This window comes from Arthrobacter gandavensis, assembly GCF_015355785.1.
Classification (GTDB): domain Bacteria; phylum Actinomycetota; class Actinomycetes; order Actinomycetales; family Micrococcaceae; genus Arthrobacter_B; species Arthrobacter_B gandavensis_A.
In genome coordinates this window covers 745,682-765,510 of sequence record NZ_JADKYW010000003.1, presented here as the reverse complement: position 1 = coordinate 765,510, position 19,829 = coordinate 745,682, and the positions used below count along the sequence as shown (strand labels likewise).

18 protein-coding genes and 2 riboswitches are annotated in these 19,829 nt (G+C 66.3%); of the genes, 10 read left to right on the top strand and 8 right to left on the bottom strand.

The features are described 5' to 3' along the window. Nucleotides 1–4: 4 nt before the first annotated feature. The gene (gene serC / locus ITX31_RS04785) at nucleotides 5–1,129 is read right to left on the bottom strand and encodes a phosphoserine transaminase (protein ID WP_194782283.1); all 1,125 of its coding nucleotides are present in this window, start codon (nucleotides 1,127–1,129) and stop codon (nucleotides 5–7) included. Nucleotides 1,130–1,354: 225 nt separating this feature from the next. Between serC and ITX31_RS04780 the strand changes: the two genes are divergently transcribed. From ITX31_RS04780 to ITX31_RS04750, 8 genes are all read left to right on the top strand, one after another. Next, complete coding sequence (locus tag ITX31_RS04780; protein WP_194782282.1) at nucleotides 1,355–2,056, top strand: metal-dependent transcriptional regulator; 702 nt, start codon at nucleotides 1,355–1,357, stop codon at nucleotides 2,054–2,056. Between the two features lie 83 nt (nucleotides 2,057–2,139). Next, a riboswitch (cyclic di-AMP (ydaO/yuaA leader) is annotated at nucleotides 2,140–2,349 on the top strand. Nucleotides 2,350–2,352: 3 nt separating this feature from the next. After that, on the top strand, nucleotides 2,353–3,117 hold the full coding sequence (locus ITX31_RS04775; protein WP_194782281.1) for a M23 family metallopeptidase: 765 nt from the start codon (nucleotides 2,353–2,355) through the stop codon (nucleotides 3,115–3,117). A 94-nt stretch (nucleotides 3,118–3,211) separates the two neighbouring features. After that, a riboswitch (cyclic di-AMP (ydaO/yuaA leader) is annotated at nucleotides 3,212–3,399 on the top strand. 3 nt (nucleotides 3,400–3,402) lie between these two features. Further along, nucleotides 3,403–4,221 (top strand): NlpC/P60 family protein, encoded by an 819-nt coding sequence (locus ITX31_RS04770; protein WP_194782280.1) that lies wholly within the window; start codon nucleotides 3,403–3,405, stop codon nucleotides 4,219–4,221. A 30-nt stretch (nucleotides 4,222–4,251) separates the two neighbouring features. After that, nucleotides 4,252–5,034: an NlpC/P60 family protein gene (locus ITX31_RS04765; protein ID WP_194782279.1), complete on the top strand. Its 783-nt coding sequence runs from the start codon at nucleotides 4,252–4,254 to the stop codon at nucleotides 5,032–5,034. 203 nt (nucleotides 5,035–5,237) lie between these two features. Further along, nucleotides 5,238–5,735 (top strand): HNH endonuclease, encoded by a 498-nt coding sequence (locus tag ITX31_RS04760; RefSeq protein ID WP_194782278.1) that lies wholly within the window; start codon nucleotides 5,238–5,240, stop codon nucleotides 5,733–5,735. Continuing rightward, complete coding sequence (mobA, locus tag ITX31_RS04755) at nucleotides 5,732–6,409, top strand: molybdenum cofactor guanylyltransferase (protein ID WP_228528956.1); 678 nt, start codon at nucleotides 5,732–5,734, stop codon at nucleotides 6,407–6,409. Before ITX31_RS04760 ends, mobA begins: the two co-directional genes overlap by 4 nt. Before the next feature lie 9 nt (nucleotides 6,410–6,418). Next, a complete protein-coding gene (locus ITX31_RS15785) occupies nucleotides 6,419–6,703 on the top strand; it encodes a DUF6457 domain-containing protein (RefSeq protein ID WP_228528955.1) in 285 nt (94 codons plus the stop codon). Next, nucleotides 6,700–7,989, top strand: a complete 1,290-nt coding sequence (locus tag ITX31_RS04750) for a molybdopterin molybdotransferase MoeA (RefSeq protein WP_194782277.1) — start codon at nucleotides 6,700–6,702, stop codon at nucleotides 7,987–7,989. Before ITX31_RS15785 ends, ITX31_RS04750 begins: the two co-directional genes overlap by 4 nt. Here ITX31_RS04750 and ITX31_RS04745 read toward each other — a convergent pair. Continuing rightward, nucleotides 7,940–10,291: an FdhF/YdeP family oxidoreductase gene (locus ITX31_RS04745; RefSeq protein ID WP_194782276.1), complete on the bottom strand. Its 2,352-nt coding sequence runs from the start codon at nucleotides 10,289–10,291 to the stop codon at nucleotides 7,940–7,942. The two genes, ITX31_RS04750 and ITX31_RS04745, sit on opposite strands and share 50 nt — an antisense overlap. A 75-nt stretch (nucleotides 10,292–10,366) precedes the next feature. On the opposite strand from ITX31_RS04745, the gene fdhD reads away from it, so the two are divergent. Then, nucleotides 10,367–11,224 carry a formate dehydrogenase accessory sulfurtransferase FdhD gene (fdhD, locus tag ITX31_RS04740; protein WP_194782275.1) on the top strand — a complete coding sequence of 286 codons (858 nt, stop codon included), beginning with the start codon at nucleotides 10,367–10,369 and terminating at the stop codon, nucleotides 11,222–11,224. Here the strand turns inward: fdhD and ITX31_RS04735 are convergent. Then, a complete protein-coding gene (locus ITX31_RS04735) occupies nucleotides 11,221–12,903 on the bottom strand; it encodes a sensor histidine kinase (protein WP_194782274.1) in 1,683 nt (560 codons plus the stop codon). The genes fdhD and ITX31_RS04735 overlap by 4 nt on opposite strands. 216 nt (nucleotides 12,904–13,119) lie before the next feature. On the opposite strand from ITX31_RS04735, the gene ITX31_RS04730 reads away from it, so the two are divergent. Next, nucleotides 13,120–15,018, top strand: coding sequence for an ABC transporter ATP-binding protein (locus ITX31_RS04730; RefSeq protein ID WP_194782273.1), 1,899 nt, complete (start codon nucleotides 13,120–13,122; stop codon nucleotides 15,016–15,018). Between the two features lie 5 nt (nucleotides 15,019–15,023). Here ITX31_RS04730 and ITX31_RS04725 read toward each other — a convergent pair whose 3' ends face one another. Genes ITX31_RS04725 through ITX31_RS04705 form a run of 5 tightly spaced genes read right to left on the bottom strand, consistent with a single transcriptional unit; the run spans nucleotide 15,024 to nucleotide 19,546 of the window. Further along, nucleotides 15,024–15,818 carry a DeoR/GlpR family DNA-binding transcription regulator gene (locus tag ITX31_RS04725; protein ID WP_194782272.1) on the bottom strand — a complete coding sequence of 265 codons (795 nt, stop codon included), beginning with the start codon at nucleotides 15,816–15,818 and terminating at the stop codon, nucleotides 15,024–15,026. Nucleotides 15,819–15,824: 6 nt separating this feature from the next. Then, complete coding sequence (locus ITX31_RS04720) at nucleotides 15,825–16,685, bottom strand: class II fructose-bisphosphate aldolase (protein WP_194782271.1); 861 nt, start codon at nucleotides 16,683–16,685, stop codon at nucleotides 15,825–15,827. Then, nucleotides 16,682–17,671 carry a 1-phosphofructokinase family hexose kinase gene (locus ITX31_RS04715; protein WP_194782270.1) on the bottom strand — a complete coding sequence of 330 codons (990 nt, stop codon included), beginning with the start codon at nucleotides 17,669–17,671 and terminating at the stop codon, nucleotides 16,682–16,684. Before ITX31_RS04715 ends, ITX31_RS04720 begins: the two co-directional genes overlap by 4 nt. Continuing rightward, on the bottom strand, nucleotides 17,668–18,606 hold the full coding sequence (locus tag ITX31_RS04710; RefSeq protein WP_194782269.1) for an ROK family protein: 939 nt from the start codon (nucleotides 18,604–18,606) through the stop codon (nucleotides 17,668–17,670). Before ITX31_RS04710 ends, ITX31_RS04715 begins: the two co-directional genes overlap by 4 nt. 7 nt (nucleotides 18,607–18,613) lie before the next feature. Then, nucleotides 18,614–19,546, bottom strand: coding sequence for an SIS domain-containing protein (locus ITX31_RS04705; protein ID WP_228528954.1), 933 nt, complete (start codon nucleotides 19,544–19,546; stop codon nucleotides 18,614–18,616). Nucleotides 19,547–19,829: the final 283 nt, after the last annotated feature.

Below are 19,829 nucleotides of genomic sequence, written 5' to 3'. Positions count from 1 at the left end.
TCGGCTAGGAGTGCTCGATCACGTAGTCGATGCACTCAAGCAGTGCGCTGACGTCCTCGGGGTCGATCGCAACGAACGTAGCGATCCGCAGCTGGTTGCGGCCCAGTTTCCGGTACGGTTCAACATCCACGATTCCGTTGGCGCGCAGTGTCTTCGCGATGGCCGCGGCGTCGATCGAATCGTCGAAGTCGATGGTGGCAATGACGTTGGACCGGTCCTCCGGGCGGCTGACGAACGGCGAAGCCGCACTGGACTTCTCCGCCCAGGAGTAGATCCGCCCGGCCGAGTCCGCGGTGCGGGCCGCGGCGAAGCCCAGCCCGCCATTGGAGTTCAGCCACTTGATCTGCGCTTCAAGGGTCACCAGCGTGGAGAGTGAGGGTGTGTTGTACGTCTGGTTCAGCCGTGAGTTGTCCACCGCCGTCTGCAGGTTCAGGAAATCCGGGATCCAGCGGTCGGAGGAATTGATCCGGGCGGCGCGTTCCAGGGCCGCCGGGGAGAACATGCCCAGCCACAGTCCGCCGTCGGACGCGAAGTTCTTCTGCGGGGCGAAGTAGTAGACGTCCGCCTCCGCAAGGTCCACGTCCAGGCCTCCGGCAGCGGAAGTCGCGTCGATGAGGACGAGGGAACCTTCATCGGCTCCGGCGACGCGTCGCACGGGAGCAGCCACGCCGGTGGATGTTTCGTTCTGGGGCCAGGCATAGACATCCACGCCCTCTTCGGCAGCGGCCTCCGGCCGCGTGCCCGGCTCGGCCCTAATGATGCTGGACGCAGCTAGGAACGGTGCCTTGTTGGTGGCTGCGGCGAACTTGGAGCCGAATTCACCGAAGGAAAGGTGCTGGGCCTTGTTCTCCACGAGGCCGAAGGACGCGATGTCCCAGAATGCCGTGGAGCCGCCGACGCCGAGGACTACTTCGTATCCCTCAGGTGCGGAAAAGAGCGAGGAGAGGCCCTCGCGGACGCTTCCCACAAGGTTCCGGACCGGTGCCTGCCGGTGGGAGGTGCCCAGCAGCTTGGCTCCTGCATCAGACAGTGCCTGGATCTGCTCCGGACGGACCTTGGAAGGACCGGCTCCGAAGCGCCCGTCCTTGGGGAGAAGTTCAGCGGGAATCGTAACGGCGGTATCGCCCATTTCTGTATGCTCCAAGCGGGTTGGCAGGGTGCTTCACGTACTCTTCCATTCAACACCCCGCGCACGTGCCGGTCCTATTTATGACCGGCCGGCGGCCTCGGCAGGGGACGGACACCGGAATTCACCCGGGTTTGCGGCGATGGGCTAACGTGGGAACAAAACTGTCGGCGCGTTCTGCGCCGCTGTGGTGATTCTCTTTTGCACGATTGCTAGGAGCGGCTGGTCATGACGGACCTCATCGACACAACTGAGATGTATCTTCGGACGATCCTTGAGCTCGAGGAAGAGAACATCGTGGCTTTGCGGGCCCGTATTGCCGAGCGGTTGCGCCACTCCGGCCCCACCGTTTCCCAGACCATCGGGCGAATGGAACGGGACGGGCTCGTGGTGGTGTCGGGGACCCGGCAGCTTGAACTGACAGACCTGGGCAGGAGGCGCGCCACCGAAGTCATGCGCAAGCACCGCCTGGCGGAGCGTCTGCTGGCAGACGTCATCGGCCTGGACTGGGCCTACGTCCATGACGAGGCCTGCCGCTGGGAGCACGTAATGAGCGAGCGGGTGGAGCGCCGGCTTTATGACCTGCTGGGCAAGCCGACCGAATCGCCGTACGGCAATCCGATTCCAGGGCTGGAAGCCCTCGGTGGTGAAGCGGTGCTGCAGCCGCCCACCCCTTACCGGGACCTGCTCTCCGCCGTGTCGCAGGACAGTGCCGGGCAGCCGATGCTCCTCGAGCGGCTCGCCGAACCGATCCAGGTGGATCCGGAGCTCCTGACCCAGCTCGATGATGCAGGCCTGCGGCCAGGCGCCAGCATCACCGCCGAGGTGGTGGGCGGGTACATCTCCGTACGGGTGCCCGGGATCGAAGGTGCCCTTGAGCTGCCCGCAGAGGTGGCCTCGCACGTCTTTGTCTCCGCTCCCGCTTCGTGACCTGCCACCGCCAGATAACGGAATGGTATCTTTTGGACCTTTTCCCCTATAGTGGCATCTGACTACAGCAACATCACCGTTCACCGGTCCAACAGCCTAACCCTGCCACTGGACCGCAGGTGTAACCGTTCGCGGGCAGGGGCGGAGGACCCACCAAGCGGCAGTATTACTGCCTTGGGGTGAAGCCTTCGAGCAGCACGGCACAATCCACACCGGATCAGCACGTGCGTCGTGGGCCGAGTTTCTCTACTCGAATCCGACAGCTAACTTCGCAGGCTTGTTAGAGAGGGAAACACTTGTCGAAGCACGCTGCTTCGGGCAGGCGCAGGGCTGCAGCTCCGGCCGCAGAACTGCGCCCACGCACCGCTGCACGGACTGCCGGAAGGCGCCGCGCTGAACCCGCACACCGCCCCGTGGGCGGAGCCGCCCAAAAGTTCGCCATTGCCGCCGCCGCCTCCGGGCTGGTGCTGACGGTAGCGGTCCCGACGACGGCGGCAGCCACCGACCCGGCCGTTGAGCCCCAGCCGGTCGCTGCCGATCCGGTCTCCGCAGACGCAAATGCGGTCCTGGATTTCGAGCGGACCGCTCTGAGCTCCAAATTCGATCCGGACGCCAAGCTCCGCAGCCTGAGCGTAGCCGGAACGGACGTCATCCCTGCGGCGGCAAAGGGAACGCTGGCAACTCCGCTGACGTCGGACCTCGTTCAGACGTCGTCCTTCGGCTACCGGGTCAGTCCCATCACCGGTTCCGCAGGCGAACTGCACACGGGCCAGGACTTCGCCGCAGCGTGCGGCACCGAAGTAACCGCGGCAGCTGCCGGGACGGTGAAATCTGCCGGCTGGCACGCGCTGGGCGGCGGCAACCGCGTCGTGGTGGACCACGGCAACGGCGTCGAAACCACGTACAACCATCTCTCCGCCATCAGTGTCTCCGTCGGGGACACTGTGGAGCGCGGACACCTCGTCGGCGCCAGCGGCACCACGGGAGCCTCGACGGGCTGCCACCTGCACTTCGAGGTACTCGTAAACGGCACTCCAGTCGACCCCTTGGGCTGGCTGTGACCGCTCCAACACGCTTTCGTGACCTGAGCGTGACATTCCAGTGATGTTGTTATATTCTCGTCACCGTGCCTGATTCGCCAAAGATCAGACACTCTCGAACAGATTGCCGAGCTCTGCCACTGTCCGAGATCCGTTCGCAAAATCGCATGGCAGAGGCGGGGGAACCACATTCGGGTTTCGTAAGAAGCCCTTGGGGTTAAGTTGCAGGACCTAGCAGTCCAGCAACCGGGTGACTCCCATCCGAATCCGACAGCTCACCTCGTAGGCACTGGGAGAGGCAAAACTGTGTCATCAGTCAATTCCGGCCGCCGTCGTGCTGCCACCGCGCCGGTAACTCCGTTTACCGCGCTGTCCAAAGCTGTTACCGCCAATGCAGGCTCCGTTGGTCGCCAGGCCGCCGTCGTCGTCGCTGCTTCCGGCCTCGTCCTGGCCGCAGGCATGCCGGCCCAGGCAGCCCCGGTCCCGACCGACCGCCAGGCCCTTGAATCCACCCCCCTCAACGTTGTGACCTCCAACGGAACCGTCACGGTTTCCGAGCAGGCACCGTTCGAACTCCCGGTCCAGCCGCTGGCCGGTTCCGTTTCCGGAGCCGAAACCCGCGCCCAGATCGCCGCCGCCGAGCAGGCCGCCGCTGAAGAAGCCGCAGCCGTCGCTGCAGCTGCACAGCAGCAGCAGGCCGCCGCCGCCCAGCAGGCCGCAGCTCCCGCACAGGCCGCACAGGCTGCTCCGGCCGCAGCCCCGGCAGCACAGGCTGCCGGTGAAGTCACCACCGCATCCTCCGCACCGGTAGCCGCCAGCGGCGTTGCCGCCGGCCTCGTTGCATCCGCTTACGCCCAGATCGGCGTTGCGCAGGACTGCACCGCGATGGTCGAGAAGGCACTGCGCTCGGTCGGCAAGTCCGTTGGCGACCTGGCTCCCGGCCAGTTCTTCGCCTACGGCTCCGTTGTGGGCAGCCCCCAGGCCGGCGACCTCGTCATCACCGGCGGCCACGTTGCAATCTACGTCGGCAACGGCCAGGTCATCAGCGGTGGCCTGAACGGCATGAACACCGGCCTGCACTCCCTGTCCGACCTGCCCGGCGCAAGCTTCGTCCGCGTCAGCTAATCGCTCAGTTTCCAGAAACAACGGAGAAAAATGACCACGTCAACTGAGCGTGCGCGCCACCGTGCGCCCGTGCAGCGCAATGCGTCCCTGACCGCCCTGGCGGATGCCGTGAGCAGCGCAGGTACCGTAGGCCGCCAGGCAGCAGTCATCGCCGCTGCTTCCGGCCTCGTCCTGAGCACCGGTGTGGCTGCAAACGCCGCCGGACCCGAGCTGTCCCGTGATGTGCAGACCAGCAAGCTGGATCTGTCCTCCATCCCGCTCCAGGTCCCGGCCGATGCGATTGGACCGAACCTGACGCTCACTCCCGTTCCGGGCGTCACGGTGGCCCCCGAGGTCACCGTCCAGTCCCAGGAAGTTAACGCCCCGGCCGTGCAGGAAACTGCGGCCGGCAACACCGCTGAAGGCAACACCGCCGCCGGCAACACTGCCGCAGCTCCGGCCGCAGCACAGGCAGCGCCGGCTGCACCCCCCGCGTCCTCCTCCGGTGTGGCAGCAACCATCGCCGCAGCTGCCTACGCTCAGCTGGGCGTCATGCAGGACTGCACGATGCTCGCCACCAACGCGCTGGCAGCAGCTGGCATCAACTACCACGGCTGGCCCGCCGGTTACCTTTCCCTGGGTCGGACCGTCAGCGCTGCGGAAGCGATTCCCGGTGACCTGATCTACTACGCCGACGGCGGCATGGGCATGGCCCACATCGCTGTCTACGTGGGCAACGGCCAGGCTGTCCACGGCGGTTTCTTCGGAAACCAGACCGTGGTTGCCCCGGCTGAGCTCGGTTCCGGCGGAGTTTACATCCGCGTGGGCGGCTAAGACGCACGAATGACACAGAGAAGGGCCCCGCCGGGAACGGCGGGGCCCTTTTGCCGTTCCCGGCACCTGCGGATGTGCGCTTGGACCCGTTTAAATGGCGGGATTGGCCTTCGCGGCTTACCCTTGCAGTGAACATTCGAAGTACCGCGAGGCCGGTGGACGTTGTTTCTTTTCCGGCGGCGGGCAGGCGAAGAGGAACGTGCATGCGAACCCTGGTTCTGAATGCGGGCTATGAACCGCTGGCTGTGGTCACTTTCCGGCGCGCGCTGGTACTCGTCCTTACCGGAAAGGCCAGTGTCCTGGCGGAGAGCGGCGACCCGGTGGTAGGTCCCGGCGATGTTTTTGGACGCCCCTCCGTGATTCTGCTTAACCGGTACGTGAACATTCCCTACCGGGACTCAAGTGTCGCGACCCGCAGGGGCGTGCTCCGACGGGACAGCCACTGCTGCGCATACTGCGGCAAGGCGGCAGCAACCGTGGACCATGTGGTACCCAAATCACGCGGTGGGCAGGACAGCTGGGAGAACCTGGTGGCATGCTGCCTCCGCTGCAACAACAAGAAGGGGGACAGGACGCTGAACCAGCTTGGGTGGAAACTGCGATTCACTCCGGGGGCACCGCACGGGACCCGCTGGCAGATCCGTGAACTGGAGCAGCCTGCCGCCCAGTGGAGCCCGTTCCTGGGAGACACCGCTGCATGAGCGGCCCGGGACTGACAGGTTACGACGCCGTCATCCTGGCCGGCGGGCGCTCATCCCGACTAGGCGGTGAGCCGAAGGCAGAACTTGTCGTTGAAGGCGAGACGCTGTTGCTGCGCACCCTGCACGCGGTGAGGGACGCCGCCTGCGCGGCTGTGGTGGGTCCGCCCTCACTTGCGGGGGCGCTTTCCCGCTCAGTCCCAGCTCCTGTCCTGGTCAGGGAGGAGCCGCCGTTCTCCGGCCCGGCCGCAGCAATGGGAGCCGGGATAGCTGCCATCGGCAGGCGATCGGACGGCAGCGCTGCTACCCGCCGGCCGTGGACGCTGGTCCTCGCCTGCGACATGCCTGAGGCCCGGTCTGCCGTTCCGGTGCTGCTGGCCGCGGCGGACCAGGATCCCGGCCGTTCCGTGCTGGCCCGGGACGGTGCCGGCAAAACGCAGCCGCTTGCGGGCCTCTACCGCACCGATGCGCTGCTGCAGGCCGTGGCGGGCGGCCCGGAGTCACTAGTAAATCTCTCTATGTTCAGCATGCTTGCTAGGGTGCAGTGGAGAGAGGTTGCTGTTCCGGAAGGAAGCACTGCGGACGTGGACACCTGGGACGATGCCCGCAAATGGGGCATCATGCCTCGGGCACGCGCCGCTCCTTCATCCGGACCCGCAGCTGCAGCCAAGGAGTAAGGAGCCAGCATGGGAACCCAGCAGCAGGAACTCGAGGCGTGGACGCAGCGTTTGCTGCAGGCCTTTGAGCTTGACGGAACACAGGTGGACATCGACGCCGTATTGGACCTCGCGGCAGCCGCCGCCCACAACGTGGTCCGCCCGGCTGCGCCCCTCACGACGTTCGTTGCCGGGCTCGCCGCCGGCCTCGCCGCCGGAAGCGGACAGGCGGACGAATCCGTCGCCATGCGGGCGGCCATCCGGGCGGCCCAGCGCGAATGCGATGCTGAAGCAGATCGGAGGGACGCCAAGTGAACGGCCCCGCACCCGTAATCCTGCCCCTGCAGCCCAACACCTCCTGGAAGGAGGCAAGGAAAGCAGCGCACGCTGCCGCGCGCCCGCTTCCGCTTGAAACGGTGCCCCTCGCCGAGGCGCTGGGCCAAACACTCGCCTCCGACGCGGTCGCCCTGCTGCAGGTGCCGCACTATGCCTCCTCTGCCATGGACGGATGGGCGGTGGCCGGGCCGGAACCGTGGACGATCGTGGTGCCTGAGCCGGAACCGGAACCCTGGCAGATCCATAAGGAATCCGGCAGGCGCCCGCTGCAGCCGGGTGAAGCCGTATCCATCCTCACGGGCGGTCTCGTCCCCGCGGGTGCCGAGGCGGTGCTGCGGACGGAGAACGGGGAGCTGTCCCCGGGAGATCCTGCCGTGCTGCGCCGTGCAGCTACCGCACGGGAAGACGAACCGCGGCTCGGGGAGCACATCCGGCCGGCCGGCGAAGAAGCCGCTGCGGGAGAGACCACGATTGCGGCCGGCACGGTCCTGAACCCCGCCCACATTGCGCTGGCTGCAGTGTGCGGCCACGACACGCTGCCCGTTTTGCGGGCTCCGCGCGTCTCCATGCTCTTCACCGGCGACGAAGTTATTGAGTCCGGGCTTCCGGACTCCGGCCAGGTCCGTGACACCTTTGGCCCGCAGCTTCCGCAGCTGGTGGAGATGCTGGGCGGGCGCGTGGATGTGGTGCGCAGGCTGCCGGACCGCCTGGATGACGTGATTGCCGCGCTGAGCACCGACGCAGTTGATGAACATTCCCTTGCCATGTCTTCAGGCGACGTGCTGGTGACCACCGGAGGAACGGGAATTTCCGACGCCGACCACTTGCGCAGGGCACTGGAAGCCGTAGATGCCGAACTCCTGATCGACGGCATCGCCATGCGCCCCGGCCATCCCACGCTGATGGCGCGGCTGCAGGACGGCCGGTTCGTCGTAGCGCTGCCCGGCAACCCGCTGGCGGCCATGATGGCTGTTTTCACGGTGCTTGAGCCGCTGCTGGAGGGACTCCGCGGGGCTCCGGCGGGGAAGGACTACCACGTGCTGGCCGGCGTCGACGTGGCACCGCTGCCGGGACGCACCCGCCTGGTCCCGTGCCGTATCCAGGTCGGGCGCGCCTTTCCTTCACAGTACTTCCGCTCCGGCATGCTCCGGGGACTGGCCGAGGCGGACGCGGTCATGGTGCTGCCCGAAGAGGGCTGCGCCATGGACCAGGCTGTCAGTGCGCTGCCGCTGCCTTGGCCGGTGAAGCAGCCTCCAGCCGAATAATCACCGACTTGGACGTGGGGGTGCCGCTGACTTTGGCCACGGAGTCCAGCGGCACCAGCACGTTCGCCTCCGGGTAGTACGCGGCAGCGCAGCCCACGGGAGTGTTGTAGGCAACCGCCCGGAAGGACTCGGCGCGCCGTTCAACGCCGTCCTCGTATTCGGAGACCATGTCCACGAGGTCTCCGTCCTTGAGACCGGCTGCAGCAAGGTCCTTTTCATTCACGAACACCACCCGGCGGCCGCCGTAGATGCCGCGGTAGCGGTCGTCCTTGGCATAGACCGTGGTGTTGTACTGGTCATGGGCGCGCAGGGTCTGCAGGATCAGCCGTCCCTCGGGCACCTTCGGATAGTCCAGTTCATTGGCGGTGAAGCGTGCCTTGCCGGTTGCCGTTGCGAACCTGCGGCCGTCACGGGGCCCGTTGGGAAGGACGAATCCGCCGCCCCCAAACTTGATCTTGGACTCGAAGCCCTCAAAACCGGGAATGACGTTCTCGATGTGCCGGCGGATAAGCGAGTAGTCGGCCCGGCAGGCTATCCAGTCCAGCTGCGGGGCGTTCGCCTGGAACGGTGCCTTCTCCCCGGCGAAGAGGCGCTCGGCCAGCTCGCACACGATCGCCACTTCCGACCGGACTTCGGGACCCGGAGGGTCGAGCCGCCCCTGCGAGGCATGTACCGCACTCATTGAGTCCTCTACAGTGACCCGCTGGTCTCCGCTGGCCTGGGTGTCCCGGTCCGTACGTCCCAGGGCGGGGAGGATCAGCGCCCGGCGGCCGTGGACCAAATGGGACTTATTCAGCTTGGTGGACACCTGGACCGTGAGCGCCGTGTTGCGCAGCGCATCCTCCGTGACGGCGGAGTCCGGGGTGGCGCGGATGAAGTTGCCGCCCATTGCCATGAAGACCCGGACCTTTGAATCCCGCATGGCGCGGATGGCGTTGACTGTGTCGAATCCGTGGCGCCGCGGAGAGGCAAAGCCGAATTCGGCGTCGAGCTTGTCATGGAACGAATCGGGCATGCGCTCGAAGATGCCCATAGTGCGGTCACCCTGGACGTTGGAGTGCCCGCGGACCGGGCAGACGCCGGCACCGGGGCGGCCAACGTTGCCCTGCAGCAGGAGCACGTTGACGACGTCGCGCAGCATTGCCACGGAGTGCTTGTGCTGTGTGAGGCCCATGGCCCAGCACACCACAGTGGACTTCGCGGCGGTCAGCCGGGCGCCCGTGGTTTCGATCTGTGCGCGGGTCAGCCCGGTGGCAAGGCAAATCTCGTCCCAGGAGGCGTTCCGGATCTCCGCAAGATATGAATCGAGCCCGTCCGTGTAGTCCCGAATGAAGGCGTGGTCGAAAACGTTCCCGTGCTCCTCTTCCTGTTCCAGCAGATACTTGCCCAGCCCCTGGAACAGTGCCTGGTCCCCGCCCAGGCGGATCTGCAGGAAATCGTCGGCCAGCTGCGTGCCGCCTCCGAACTTGGTGCCCAGCAGGCCGGAGGCCGTCTGCGGGTTGTCGAAGCGGAGCAGGCCCGCTTCCGGCAGGGGATTGACGGCCACGATGGTGGCGCCGTTCTTCTTGGCCCGCTCAAGGGCAGTCAGCATGCGTGGATGGTTGGTGCCCGGATTCTGTCCGGCCACGATGATCAGGTCCGAGCCCTGGACGTCATCGAGGCTGACGGTCCCCTTGCCCACGCCGAGAGTTTCGGTCAGGGCGGATCCGGAGGACTCGTGGCACATGTTGGAACAATCCGGCAGGTTATTGGTGCCCAGCCCGCGCACCATCAGCTGGTAGAGGAAAGCTGCCTCATTGGAGGTTCGGCCGGAGGTGTAGAAAACCGCCTGGTCCGGGCTGTCCATCGCGGCCAGCTCTTCGACAATCATGTTGTAGGCGCCGTCCCAGCTGATCGGCCGGTAATGCGTGTCTCCGGCTTCAAGGACCATGGGGTGGGTCAGGCGGCCCTGCTGGCCCAGCCAGTAGTCGTCCTTCTCGAGCATGTCCGCCACGGAGTGTTCGGCGAAGAACTCCGGCGGCACCTTCCGTTTGGTCGCTTCCTCTGCCACAGCCTTGGCGCCGTTTTCGCAGAACTCAGCGGCATGGCGTTTATCGCCCTCCGGCCAGGCGCAGCCCGGGCAGTCGAAGCCCTTCTTCTGGTTGACGTTCAGCAGTGTCTTGGCGCTGCGCAGCGGACCCATCTGGTCGAAGGAAATGCGCAGCGAGTTGATCACTGCCGGCAGCCCGACGGCGTGGGTTTTCGGATCACCTACCCGCAGCTCTGATTCGTTGATTCCATCTTTCGGAGCCTTGCTTGGCACAGCCACCACGTCCTTGTGTAGGAAATCCCCTAATCTGAAGTGAGGCCAGTCTAAGACTTATTGAGGAGCGATGGGATGGGACGGGTTTCACGGCGTGCCCGAATTACGAGGTTCCGCACTGACGGGGCGGTAAGCCGGCGCGATGACGTGCTGGCCGGAGAGGAACCGCTGGAGATCCGTTTCCAGGGCAAATCCTTTACCGTGACCATGCGCACCCCCGGTGACGACTTTGACCTGGTAGCCGGTTTCCTGGTCTCGGAGGGGGTTATCTGGGAGGCCGGACAGCTCATCTCCCTGCGCTACTGTGCCGGCGTCGATGAAGAGGGACAGCAGACCTTCAACGTGGTCGATGTGCAGCTGCGCCCCGGAACGGCGCTGCCGGACACCGGTATGGAGCGGCACGTCTACACTTCCAGCTCCTGCGGCATCTGCGGCACGGCGTCGATCGAAGCGGTGCGTAAGTCATCCCATTTCGACGTCGCGGGCGACGGCGTGCGGGTGCCGCTGGAGGTCCTGGCGTCCCTGCCTGACCGGCTGCGCGAAAGCCAGGCCCTGTTCGAGAAGACCGGCGGCGTCCACGCGGCCGGACTGTTCACGGCTGACGGCGACCTGCTGTGCCTGCGGGAAGACGTGGGACGGCACAATGCCGTGGACAAGGTGGTGGGCTGGGCGCTGCGTGCAGGAATGCTGCCGCTGCGCGGCACGGTGCTGCAGGTATCAGGGAGGGCCTCTTTTGAACTCGTTCAAAAAGCCCAGCTGGCCGGGATTCCGGTTCTTGCGGCGGTCTCAGCGCCGTCGGCCCTCTCCGTTGACCTGGCGCGCGACGCCGGCATGACCCTGGTGGGCTTCAGCCGCGGCCACTCACTGAACTGCTACTGCTTCCCGGAGCGGATCCAGGCGCAGGTGCCGGCACGGGCAGCGGCGGGAAGCTAGGTCGCGGGAAGCATCACTTCAGCACAGGTGCCTTCTCCAATGGTGGAGGAGATGGAAAGCCTGCCGCCGTGCTGATTCACGATGTCCTGCACGATGGACAGGCCCAGGCCGGTGCCGGGGATGGCAGCGGCGGTGGCGTTGGAGGCGCGGTAGAAGCGGCTGAAGAGCTTGGGAAGGTCTTCTTTCGGGATGCCGATACCCGTGTCCTGCACACAGACGCGGATCATGGGGGCGGTTCCGTCCCCGGGATCGTGCAGCCCTGCGGTGAGGCGCACCGAGCCGTTGGGCGGGGTGAACTTCACCGCGTTGGAAATCAGGTTCATGAAGACCCGTTCCAGCTGCTCCCGGTCTCCGTCCAGGCGCAGGTCCTGGCGGAGTTCGGGGTTCTGCTCGTCAAACGTCAGATTGATGTTCCGGCTGTTTGCCGCAGGCGTCAGGGAAGCGATGACCTGGTCCAGCAGGTCCTGCAGCACAAGCTCTTCGACGTCCATCCGGATCTCATCCGCGTCCGCCCTGGAAATGGTGAGCAGGTCCCCGATCAGGTGGTTCAGCCGGGTGGCGTTGCGCCCCACGATTTCCAGCATCTGGGCAATTTCGGGTGAGATGCCGCCGCCCGAGCCGTCCAGGATCAGGTCCAGGTAGCCGGTGATCGAGGTCAGCGGAGTGCGCAGCTCGTGGTTGATCGTGGCGACGAAGTCTGTTTTCTCGCGGTCCAGTTCGCGCTGCCTGGTCAGGACCGTCCGCTGGGCCGTGATGAGATGCCCCTGCACCAGGCCGTGGGCAAGGTTTCCGCTGACATGCTGGATCAGGGCGAGCTCGGTGGGTGTCCAGGTGCGGGCGGCGTTCTCCCCGGCCAGCCAAATCAAGCCAAACGGGCGGTCGCCGTGGCCCAGGGGAACAATGACGGATGTCCGCAGTCCGGCGTCCCGGGGTGCCGGGTGGAGGATTGGATGGACATCCGGCTCGGGGTCCTGGTGGTCGCGTGCGGCAAGCATCTTTCCGGAGTTCCAGAGCATGTCGGCCACATCAGCGGCAAGCCGCGGGTCCGGCGCGGGGATGGCATGCGCGGTTCCCGGCCGGCTCCAGGAGGTGAGCAGCTCCGGAACCCGTTCGTCCGGGAACGTCGTGAGGGCTACATGGTCTGCCCGGAAGGCATCTCCCAGTCCGGACACCACGGCCTCGGACATGACGTGGGGATCATTGGTGGCCCGGACGGCTGCGGAAATGACCCGCGCTTTCCCGCGCAGGACGGCATTCACCTCTCGGCGGCGGCGGACCGCGAGGGTCTCCGCGCGGATCAGGGCTGCCCGGTAGGACAGGTCGCTGCCGGAGACGGGGCTGAGCACAAAGTCGGTGATGCCCCGGCGGACCATGTCTTCGACGTCGGGCAGGTCCCCGGGGGTGACAAGGATGACGGGAGGTCCGGAGCCGTCAGCGGCCGGCAGGAGCCAGCGGCGCAGGTCGGTGCCTGCCTGCTGGAGGGCAGCGGTGTCCACGACGGCCAGCACGGGCAGCTCGGTCTCCGGCGGAGCCCCGTGCTGCACAGGTCGCAGCCCGGCCAGCCCCAGTGCCTCGTCCACCTCGCGTCGCAGCTGAGGATCGCTGACGGCTACGAGAGCCGGCAGGTCCCCGCTGAGGGAGTCCGTGGACAGGCCCTCGGAAGTCGGCGCCGTCGGCATAGCGGCCTTTCGTTTGGGGGGCCCGGACAGGTCGGACCGATTTGCAGTGTACCGCAGTGTGGCCCCTGTTACTCGTGGTGAAGCGGGCTGCGCTACTGTGTCGCTCCGGTGGTGCCAACTGCGGGAATTCCGTGTCCTGTTCGGCAGTTATGGAACTCGGGAACGCCTGCCCCGCGCCTAAGCTGGGTACCGGGCTACGTGAAAGAAGAAAACAGTATGAGCATGGAAAGTGCGGCGTGGAGTTCGCTCTACAAGATCTCCACGGCCAAGGGCACAGACAACAAGATCTCCCGGGAAACCCTTAGGCGGATCCTGGCGTTCGCGTCCCCGTACCGGCGGCAGCTTTTCGGGTTCCTGGTCCTCTCAACGGTCGGAGCGTTCCTCGCGGTTGCGACGCCGGTCCTGGCAGGTGAGGTGGTCAACGCGATCGTGGCCGGAACTTCCGTTGAAACCGTGGTGTGGCTGGCGGTCCTGATCGCCGTAGTCGCCATCGCGGATGCCGCGGTTTCCCTGGCCACCCGCTGGTTCTCCTCGCGCATCGGCGAACAGGTGATCCTGGACCTCCGGACGAAGGTTTTCGACCACGTCCAGCGCATGCCCATCGCCTTCTTCACCCGCACCCGCACCGGAGCGCTGGTGAGCCGGCTGAACAATGACGTCATTGGGGCCCAGCAGGCCTTCAGCGGAACGCTCTCCGGAGTGGTGAGCAACCTCGTAGCCCTGATCCTCACCCTGATCGTCATGCTGACAACTTCCTGGCAGGTCACCATCCTTGCCATGCTGCTCCTGCCGGTCTTCCTCCTGCCCGCACGGCGGATGGGGAGCCGCCTCGCCGCCCTGCGGCGCGAGGCCGCGAACCACAACGCGTCGATGGGCACCCAGATGACCGAGCGGTTCTCCGCTCCGGGAGCCACGCTGGTGAAGCTGTTCGGCCGTCCGGACCAGGAATCCACGGAGTTCGCCGTGCGTGCCGCGAGGGTCCGCGACATTGGCGTCAAGACGGCCATGATGCAGTCCGTCTTCGTAACGGCCCTGACCCTCGTGTCCGCCCTGGCCCTGGCCCTGGTGTACGGGCTCGGCGGCTGGTTCGCCATGACCGGAACCCTCAACGCGGGCGACGTCGTCACGCTGGCACTGCTGCTGACCCGCCTTTACGCCCCGCTCACGTCCCTGGCCAACGCCCGGGTGGAGATCATGAGCGCCGTGGTCAGCTTTGAGCGGGTCTTCGAGATCCTGGACCTCAAGCCGCTGATCCAGGAGAAGGAGAATCCGGCCCCGGTGCCGGACGGACCCCTGGGTGTGGAGTTCGACGACGTCACCTTCGCCTACCCGACGGCGGACAAGGTTTCGCTGGCTTCCCTTGAGGACGTGGCGGTGCTGGACAGCCGCGGCGGCGAGGACGTGCTGCATGGCGTGTCTTTCAGGGTAGAGCCCGGCCAGACCGTGGCGCTGGTGGGCAGCTCGGGTGCCGGAAAGTCAACGATCGCGCAGCTGCTTTCACGCCTGTACGACGTCGATGCGGGCGCAGTGCGCTTCTCCGGCACGGACGTGCGGGACGTGAGCTTTGAAGATATGCGCGGCGCCCTGGGCATGGTGACCCAGGACGGGCACCTGTTCCACGAGACCATCCGGTCCAACCTGCTGCTGGCCAACCCGGAAGCCTCTGACGAGCAGATCTGGGACGCACTGCGCCGGGCCCGGCTGCAGGGCCTGATCAGCTCGCTGCCGGACGGTCTGGAAACAATGGTGGGGGAGCGCGGCTACCGTCTCTCCGGCGGTGAACGCCAGCGCATGACCATCGCCCGCCTGCTGCTCGCCCAGCCGCGCATCGTGGTCCTGGACGAGGCGACGGCGGCACTGGACTCGACGTCGGAAGCCGCGGTCCAGGCAGCCCTCACGGAGGCGCTGGAAGGCCGCACCGCCGTCGTGATTGCCCACCGGCTTTCCACGATCCGCAATGCGGACCGGATCCTGGTGATCGAGGATGGGCGGATTGCCGAACAGGGAACCCACACGGAGCTGCTGGCCAGGGACGGACGGTACGCCGAGCTCTACAACACCCAGTTCGCAGCATCCGAGCCCGAAGCGCTCAGCGGGCAGTCGCCGGTGCAGTAGCGGGACTACTTCCTGGACGCTGCGACGATCACCCTGGTGCCGGAGGATTCGAAGGCCGCCTTTGCCTCGTCGGTGATTCCGCTGTCCGTGATCAGGTTGCTGAAAACGAATCCGCTGAGCGTAGCGAAACTGCGGCTGCCGATCTTGGAAGAGTCGGCGACCACATAGGTTTCCGACGCACGCCGGGACATCAGGGCGTTCACCGCGGCTTCGGCTTCATCGTTGATGGTGGGCCCAACCTCCGGATCCAGCCCATTGACACCCACAAAGGCGAAATCCAGTGCCACCCGCTGCAGGATAGTGTCCGTATACGGTCCCACCAGTTCGTAGGAACGAGGATTGACCACGCCGCCGGTCACCATGACGCGGATGTTGGGCCGGACTACCAGCTGGGACGCAATGTTGATGGCGTTGGTGACCACGGTGAGCGTGGGTTTGCTGGAGGGCTCCATGAGGTCCCTGCGCATCCCCAGCTCGTGGGCGATGGCGGTACTGGTGGTTCCGCCGCACAGTCCGATCACTGCGCCACGGGGCACCAGGGCGCTCGCAGCCTGGGCGATCGCCTGTTTCTCGGCAGCCTGGTCATCCCGGGTATAGCGCGCGGGCAGGTCGTAGGCTACCGCTTCCATGGTGGCTCCGCCGCGGGTCCGGGTGAGCAGCCTCCGGGACGCGAGGGCATCAAGGTCGCGCCGGGCCGTGGCCGGGGAAACCTGCAGTCCGGAGACAATGTCCTCGACCTGCACGTGCCCGTGTTCGGCGAGCAGATCGAGGATCGCGTTGAGCCGCTCTGATTTTTCCATGTGTTCCTAGTCTTCCCCGGCGGGGGAGTCCCCGCGGAGCGCGAAAAGTGCCAGCAGCCGCGCCGCTTCGGGGGACAGCGCCTGCCTGCCGGCGTGGATGTACTTCCGTGAATCCACGAGGGAGGGGTTGTCTTCGAGCGCCCGCCGGACGGCATGGGTAAAAAAGGTGTTCAAATGCGTGGAAACATTGATCTTAGTCATTCCGGCCCGAATGGCGCGCACCAGCATCTCGTCGCTCACTCCGGAGGAGCCGTGCAGGACGAGGGGAACGTCCAGTGAGCGGCGCAGCTCAGCCACCAGTTCAAGGTCCAGGGCAGCGCTGCGCTCGGTCATGGCGTGGGAGGATCCGACGGCGACGGCGAGGGCTCCGACCCCGGTTGCCAGGACGAAGTCCACGGCTTCGAACGGGTCCGTACGCACCCCCGGCGCGTGCGCCCCGTCCTTGCCGCCGATCTCACCGAGCTCGGCCTCGACGAAGACTCCCGCGGCTTCGGCATGCTTGACCACGCGGGCCGTGGCGGCAACGTTCTCGGCATACGGCAGCCGTGAGCCGTCGAACATGACCGACCCGAATCCCAGGTCCACGGCCTGGTACGCCAGGTCCTCGTCCTCTGCATGGTCCAGATGAAGGGCAACCGGGACAGCGGCGCCGGCAGCGACGGAGAGGCAGGCACGGGCCAAGGGTTCAAGGGCGCCGTGATACGCGGCGCAGTTTTCGGAGACCTGCAGGATGACGGGGAGCCCGGCCGCCTCGGCGCCCTGGACAATAGCCTCGGCTGTCTCCAGGTGAAGGACGTTGAAGGCGCCGATTCCGGTGCCGGCCGCAGCAGCGGACTGGACCAGCGCGCGGGTAGGAGTGAGACTCATCTGGTTTCCTTCTGGAAGCGGGTTTTTTCGCGGGTGATGTGATTGATCTGCACCTGCGCGGCGAACTCGGCGTAACGCGGCGAGATTTCACCTGCCGCAGGCATCAGGACGGCTGCCGCGGACCACGCAGTGGCGGCGCGCAGCAGCTCCTCCGGAGCGCGTTCACCGGAGGCCAGCAGCACGGCAAGAGCGGCGACGGCGGCATCTCCGGCACCGGTTGGGTTGCCCGGCAGTGAACGGCCCAGCGTCGCGGCCAGGCAGCTGCCCGGAGTACCGGCACTGAAGAGGCACATGCCATCGGCACCGCTGCTGACAAGGACGTTCTGGGCACCTGCGGCCAGGAGCAGCTCCGCCCCGGTTGCCGTATCCGCGCACTGCGTCGCCTCCCTCAGTTCCTCCCGGTTGGGCTTGAGCAGGAAGGCCCCGGCTGCGGCGGCCTCCAGCAAGGCAGGACCGGACGTGTCGACGATGCAGGGCAGGCCGGCATCGCTGCTGAGACGTACCAGCCCGGCGAAGAAATCGGCAGGTGCGTCCGGCGGCAGGCTTCCGGTGCCCACAACGCAGGCTGCCTGCGGAACCTCATGCTCAATGACCCGGAGCAGGTCCACCCATTCTTCGGGGAGCAGCGGGACGCCCGTTTCATTGAAGATGCTGGTCAGGCCGCTTTCTTCATCGACAAAAGCCATGCTTCGCCGGGTGGGAGCCGAGACGTCCACCAGCCGGTGTGGGACGCCGGCGGAAGCGAGTTCGGTTCGGCAGGAGTCCCCGGCGGGGCCGCCCAACGGTGCAATCGCCAAGGCCGGAAAGCCCACCTGGTGCACTACCCGCGCACTGTTCAGCCCTTTCCCGCCAGCCCGGGTCAGTGGCGGCGGCACACGGTGGGTGCTTCCCGGAGTCAGCTTGCGCAGCTGGTAGGTCTCATCCAGCGCTGGGTTGGGCGTCACGGTCAGCACGGTGCCGGGGTTCCGCTCGGACAACCGGTTCATGCCGCTGCCAGGATGTCACGGGCTGCCATTCCAGCACCGGCGAGTCCGGCGTCCTGCCCCAAAGCGGAAACGAGCAGCCTCGGCCGGCGATGGAAGGAGAGCCGGCTGTCCACAATCCCGGCGAGCGGGTCCAGCAACGCCGGTCCGGCCTGGGACAGGCCTCCGCCAAGGATCACTGCCTCACTTCCCAGGACTGCGGTCACCTGGCTGATCACTGTGCCCAGGGCCTCGACCGCCTCATCCCAGATTTGCCGTGCGGCCGCGTCTCCCGAGGCTGCAGCTGCAAGGACCTCCCGGGCGCCGGCGCTGCCGGCCCCGGTGTGGCTGGCCCAGCGCCGGCCGATGGCACCGGCTGACGCTACGGTCTCCAGGCAGCCGACGGCGCCGCAGGAGCAGGGAAGTCCTCCGGGGACGGGCGCATGCCCTATTTCGCCGGCGAATCCTCCGCCGCGAACCCTGCGCCCGTCGCTGAATAAGGCCCCGGCAATTCCGGTGCCGATGATCATGACCACGGCATCATGCAGCCCCTGACCGGCTCCGAGACGCATTTCGGCTTCCCCGGCCAGGCCAACATCGTGGCCGAAGGCCACAGGGAGCCTGGTGGCGCTCCGGACTTCCGCGACGAACGGATAATCCCGCCATCCAAGGTTTGCCGAGAGAATGCCGACACCGGCCGTTTCGTCGACCAGCCCGGGAACAACCAGGCCAATCGAGCGGATGGGGGCACCGGCAGCCAGGGCCTGGTATTCGCCCAGGAGGCGGGCCGTCTCCTGGACGATCGCATCCCCGGGCCGTTTACGGTCCCGCGGCGTCGGCAGCCGGCGCAGCCCGTGGAAAGTGCCGGCGGAATCCTGGAGTGCCGCCTTGATGTCAGTTCCCCCGACGTCGAGTGCCAGGACGAGTCCCTCCCCATCCGGCGGCGCTGCGCTGTGCACGGCGGAACTAGCCAGCGAGGATCACGGAACGGGTGAGGTTGCGCGGGCTGTCCGGATCAAGGCCGGCTGCCAGCGCGCGTTCCAACGCCAGGCGGTGGACCCGTACCAGCTCGGCCAGCGGGTGGCGGCCGGATGCCTCGAACCGGGCTCCGGCTGCGTGCACATCCTGGCTCAGCCCGGCGGGCTCATCGCCAAGCAGCCATGTGACCCGGCCGGCGGCCGCAATCGCGATGGGCCCATGGCGGTACTCCATTGCGGGGTAAGACTCGGTCCATTCCTGGGCAGCTTCACGCATCTTCAGCGCAGCCTCGTGGGCCAGCCCAATGGTCCAGCCGCGGCCAAGGAACGTGAACTGCTCGGCAGCAAGCAGTTCGTCCGGAACGGTTTCCGCCAGCACTTCGCGGGCGTCAGCGACTGCCCCGGAGAGGTCCACGCCGAGCGAAGTCAAGAGGTAGCACAGCGCCGCCGTGGCGAATCGCGTCTGGACTACCGAGGTTTCGTCAGCGTAGGGAAGAGCAGCGACGGCATCCGCCAGTCCGGCAGCGGGAGTATCCTCCGCGCCGAGCAGGAGCACCGTGTCAGTTCCGGTTTCCCGCAGCCTGGTGAGCAGGTCGATGATCTCGCTGGTGGTTCCCGAGCGGGTTATCGCGATAACCGCGTCATATCCGCGCCGCAGAACGGCTTCTGCTTCGGACGCGGCAAAGGCATCCGTTCTTCCCTGCCCCGCGGATTCGCGTGCCGCGGCATAGGCCTGGGCCATGAACCATGAGGTGCCGCAGCCCACAACGGCTACCCTGGCGCCGGACCGCGGCAGCAGCTGTTCGGATTCAGCCTGGCGGACCGCCTGCTCCCAAACGACTGGCTGGGACTCGAGCTCTTCGCGCATCCACTGGCCGGGCAGGGCGGAGGCAGGTGTTGGTACGGGTGCAGTTTCAGACATGCGGGTGCGCTCCTCTTGAGATACGCCCAACGCAGGGACGTATGGATGCTTCATGGTGATCAATGATCTTTTTAGGACTTTAGCAATCACAAATAATCACATTCTCGGACTCACTGCAACGGGTTTGCGATGATCGCCGTCGCCGGCCTGCCGCAATGTTTCGGCCCTGTGAATCTTTTCGATAGGTCTTGACTGCGCGCATTTCGCAGGAAACTATGTGGAAATCGTCTGCTCAGTTGTGATTGGGAGCAGCCAAAAATTGTCATAATGCATCATCCGCGAC

Bases quoted from the DNA above. Each gene is read 5' to 3' on its own strand.
- serC (WP_194782283.1), bottom strand. From the start codon at position 1,129: ATGGGCGATACCGCCGTTACGATTCCCGCTGAACTTCTCCCCAAGGAC.
- ITX31_RS04780 (WP_194782282.1), top strand. From the start codon at position 1,355: ATGACGGACCTCATCGACACAACTGAGATGTATCTTCGGACGATCCTT.
- ITX31_RS04765 (WP_194782279.1), top strand. From the start codon at position 4,252: ATGACCACGTCAACTGAGCGTGCGCGCCACCGTGCGCCCGTGCAGCGC.
- ITX31_RS04760 (WP_194782278.1), top strand. From the start codon at position 5,238: ATGCGAACCCTGGTTCTGAATGCGGGCTATGAACCGCTGGCTGTGGTC.
- mobA (WP_228528956.1), top strand. From the start codon at position 5,732: ATGAGCGGCCCGGGACTGACAGGTTACGACGCCGTCATCCTGGCCGGC.
- ITX31_RS15785 (WP_228528955.1), top strand. From the start codon at position 6,419: ATGGGAACCCAGCAGCAGGAACTCGAGGCGTGGACGCAGCGTTTGCTG.
- fdhD (WP_194782275.1), top strand. From the start codon at position 10,367: ATGGGACGGGTTTCACGGCGTGCCCGAATTACGAGGTTCCGCACTGAC.
- ITX31_RS04735 (WP_194782274.1), bottom strand. From the start codon at position 12,903: ATGCCGACGGCGCCGACTTCCGAGGGCCTGTCCACGGACTCCCTCAGC.
- ITX31_RS04730 (WP_194782273.1), top strand. From the start codon at position 13,120: ATGAGCATGGAAAGTGCGGCGTGGAGTTCGCTCTACAAGATCTCCACG.
- ITX31_RS04725 (WP_194782272.1), bottom strand. From the start codon at position 15,818: ATGGAAAAATCAGAGCGGCTCAACGCGATCCTCGATCTGCTCGCCGAA.
- ITX31_RS04720 (WP_194782271.1), bottom strand. From the start codon at position 16,685: ATGAGTCTCACTCCTACCCGCGCGCTGGTCCAGTCCGCTGCTGCGGCC.
- ITX31_RS04715 (WP_194782270.1), bottom strand. From the start codon at position 17,671: ATGAACCGGTTGTCCGAGCGGAACCCCGGCACCGTGCTGACCGTGACG.
- ITX31_RS04705 (WP_228528954.1), bottom strand. From the start codon at position 19,546: ATGTCTGAAACTGCACCCGTACCAACACCTGCCTCCGCCCTGCCCGGC.